This window comes from Catenovulum agarivorans YM01 (assembly GCF_000281085.1).
Lineage (GTDB): Bacteria > Pseudomonadota > Gammaproteobacteria > Enterobacterales > Alteromonadaceae > Catenovulum > Catenovulum agarivorans.
In genome coordinates, this window is record NZ_JH767549.1 from 6,385 (window position 1) to 9,693 (window position 3,309).

Sequence of the window (3,309 nt, forward strand, 5' to 3'; positions counted from 1 at the left end):
GTGTTCGGGGTTAAACCCTACTACCAAACTTTAAAACGATGCCCCAAATAGTAGCACCAATAAACAACAAAATCGCCAGCATTGTGTGTAACATTGGAAACACTATTACATGCATATGCGCTGCACTTTCTAAACTATCAGCCTTACCGTTTGATGCGTAATAAAGAAAGCCTATAAAGCCAAAAAACACCGAAGTATAAGCAGTAATACAATATGGTTTAGAAAACTTTGGCAGCCACCTCTGCACTATAAAGTAAGCAAACACACTGAAAGTTCCGGCTAAAAGAGCATAAATAACCGCCGTTCCGATAGTGCTTACACCACCAAGTTGTTCCTCATAAGCATTAAAAGCAGCCAGCGCTGCAGTTATTAACATGAAAATACATTGAATTTTCAAGTGCATACCAAAGAACACCTAACGCCGCAATATGGGGCGCATAAAAGCTTGGCTATAATAGGAACGAAGTGACGCAGCCAAGCTTTTTGCGTCCCTTCATTATTGCATTGTTGGCTAGAAGCTCACCGAAGCTTGAATTTAGCACAATACAAATACCGTAAATAAACTTAGAAAAATGAACTTGAGAAGCGCAAAAGCGTGGCAACACAAAAGTCCATTTTTATAAATTAACTTTAAGCGACAGGCAAACAACGCAAATGCCGCTCAGCGGTAAGTAAGGTTGAAAAAACAACCTCAAAACAACTGGAGCGTGGCGACAAACAAGTTAACGGAACAGGCAAATAAATGCCAGCACCACGAAAACGAACACCGCCAGTTTAACTACTATTAACTAACGAAACTTCTAGCTAACGCCCGCATAAGTGGCGCATAAAAGCTTGGCTATACTAAGCGAAGAATGAGCGCGGCCAAGCTTTTTGCGTCCACCCTTAATGCGATTGTTAGGCATCAAAATGCCAGTATTTTTGCAAAGCTATATACCAATTTCCCTTCAGAGCACTCGTGATTTTTTGAAGTAAATTGAGCTGTCCACCCTTTTTCTCCACTAGAGCCAATTTTTGATTCAAGCAACAATCGGTATAACTCTTCTAAGTTTAGTTTTTGGAAAGTGGACAATATTTCTTCCAATTCCGCCTGACTCTTTGAAGCCGGTATATTTACATTTGCGTTATAAATAGAATCAACACTCTTAGGTTTATAAGCATCAAATTTTGCAACCAGTTCAGAATTATTCACTATGAATGAATTTAAGTTATTTTGCTCATTAGGTTCCAAGCGATATACGAATGATGAATCACAACTTTCAGTTGAAAAGGAGCGTTTATATGAATCATTTACAAAACGTGAGGAGAAAACAATAGTTTTAGGTTTGTAACTTTGGCTTGGGATATCAAAATCATTGAGTTCTAGAATTCGGTAAACTCGCCATATTCCTGAGCCATAACTTCTAACCCAATCTCCAACCTTAACGTTTTCGCCCATAGTTTCCTTGATGCCTAACGCCCGCTTAACAGGCGCAAAATGCTTGGCTAAAATTAGGAACGAAGTGACGCAAGCCAAGCTTTTTGCGTCCTTTGTTGAAGCGTTTGTTATGTGGCTGCACTGCGTATGGATTTATACCGATCAGCATGCCCATGGCCCATAATATTCGCAGCTCTAATTAAATGAGTCCAAAATTGTTTTGGTGGTATAACGTTATCCACTATTACACCATCCAACTCTTCCATTGCCATCAATAATTCGTTGTGCTCAATATAAGTAAGAAAATCTTCCTCACAATATCCGTCACCAGACTCGATGATACCTTTTGGCAATAGTGCATAAGCAGCCATCAGTTCAACTTCGATTAGCTTCCATTTTTCGTACTTATCCACGAGAATCCTTCAGACACATAACGCCCGCATAAGTGGCGCATAAAAGCTTGGCTATAATAAGTGAGGAACGAACGCAGCCAAGCTTTTTGCGTCCACCCTTAATGCGTTTGTTATGTTTCGATTAACTCGTTGTCTTTTAAAAACGTTATTGCATCTTCATAGCCACTATTGGCTGCTAAAAACATATAATCAATAGCGAGTTCTTCATCAATTTCACCACCTTCTCCTTCGAGCAACATACCTGCATAATAATATTGGGCTTTTGGAACCCCCATGTCGGCTGAGCCTTTTAAATATTCACGGGCTTTGACCATATTTTCAGAAACGCCGATTCCATTGGCATATACGGAAAAGAGTAAGAAACCTGATTTTGGATTTTTTCCGATAAATGAACGCTTAAGCCAAAATATAGCCTCATGAACATTCTTAATTACACCCTTTCCTTCAAGTTTCAGGGCACCAATTGCCAATTGTGCAGCAGGAGATCCTTTGTAGGCATATTCTTCCATTAATTCAACGCCAACATCTAATCCTTCGGCTTTTGAGGACAAAAGCTTATCAACAAATTCGGCATCAATTTCACTACAATTTTCACTGAAGAATTTGTTAGTTTTGGCGAGTAATTCATCGTCACTTAAATCTTGTTCAGACAAAGATTCTATAAATTTTTTTGCTTGTTCAATTTTAGACAACGGTCACTCCTTGAGAAACATAACGCCCGCATAAGTGGCGCAGAAAAGCTTGGCTATAATAAGCGAAGAATGAGCGCAGCCAAGCTTTTTGCGTCCACCCTTAATGCGATTGTTATGCACTTTTGCACAACTCTTCAATAACTTGTTTCCTGTGCCTGCGGTATAGCTCACTCAGGGCTAGAGTTTTCATAGATTCCCACGAATCGAAGTCGGTAGTTTTTACTACAAATAAATTCCACTCTTCTGTTTCAAGATCGTTGAATTCACTAATTTTGATTTTTGAACTATCAACATACTCTTGCAGGTTACTAAAAGATGTATGAGATTCAATAAATTGATCAGGAAAAATTTCGGGCAATAAAAAATAAGTTTTAAGTTTAGATTCACCTTTTTTATTACAGGTCACACACAAGTAACACGGAGATGGATAAACATCCCATTCTAGGATTTTCATTCGCGTGCTGAATTGTTTACCACAGCAAAAACAATTTTGAGCTGGAAGTGATTCTTGTTTATACCGCTTGTTATAGCACTTTTTACACAGGGCGTGTTCTTCGCCATTAACTGTAAGGCTAAACCGATTTTCTTTATGAATGCTTATAACTTCTTGACAATCATAGCATTTAGATTTTTTTGGATTTGAATAATAAACAAATGCAGCGATAGAAAAAGCTAAAGCAAACAAAGACGATATTAACTCTCCTGCATTTTCCATGTCATTGACCTAAGTGCATAACGCCGCAATATGGGGCGCATAAAAGCTTGGCTAAAATTAGGAACGAAGTGA

General features: G+C 38.6%; 5 protein-coding genes. All 5 read right to left on the reverse strand.

Annotation, left to right across the window (positions count from 1 at the left end; genetic code table 11):
- Window positions 1-10: 10 nt before the first annotated feature.
- Complete coding sequence (locus tag WSC_RS0121315) at window positions 11-403, reverse strand: hypothetical protein (protein WP_016957992.1); 393 nt, start codon at window positions 401-403, stop codon at window positions 11-13.
- 501 nt (window positions 404-904) lie between these two features.
- Window positions 905-1,438, reverse strand: coding sequence for a hypothetical protein (locus tag WSC_RS0121320; RefSeq protein WP_016957993.1), 534 nt, complete (start codon window positions 1,436-1,438; stop codon window positions 905-907).
- A 107-nt stretch (window positions 1,439-1,545) separates the two neighbouring features.
- The gene (locus WSC_RS0121325) at window positions 1,546-1,830 is read right to left on the reverse strand and encodes a hypothetical protein (protein ID WP_016957989.1); all 285 of its coding nucleotides are present in this window, start codon (window positions 1,828-1,830) and stop codon (window positions 1,546-1,548) included.
- Window positions 1,831-1,940: 110 nt separating this feature from the next.
- Window positions 1,941-2,522: a tetratricopeptide repeat protein gene (locus tag WSC_RS0121330; protein WP_016957994.1), complete on the reverse strand. Its 582-nt coding sequence runs from the start codon at window positions 2,520-2,522 to the stop codon at window positions 1,941-1,943.
- A 112-nt stretch (window positions 2,523-2,634) separates the two neighbouring features.
- Window positions 2,635-3,237 carry a hypothetical protein gene (locus WSC_RS0121335; RefSeq protein WP_016957995.1) on the reverse strand — a complete coding sequence of 201 codons (603 nt, stop codon included), beginning with the start codon at window positions 3,235-3,237 and terminating at the stop codon, window positions 2,635-2,637.
- Window positions 3,238-3,309 lie beyond the last annotated feature (72 nt).

Bases quoted from the DNA above. Each gene is read 5' to 3' on its own strand.
- WSC_RS0121315 (WP_016957992.1), bottom strand. From the start codon at position 403: ATGCACTTGAAAATTCAATGTATTTTCATGTTAATAACTGCAGCGCTG.
- WSC_RS0121320 (WP_016957993.1), bottom strand. From the start codon at position 1,438: ATGGGCGAAAACGTTAAGGTTGGAGATTGGGTTAGAAGTTATGGCTCA.
- WSC_RS0121335 (WP_016957995.1), bottom strand. From the start codon at position 3,237: ATGGAAAATGCAGGAGAGTTAATATCGTCTTTGTTTGCTTTAGCTTTT.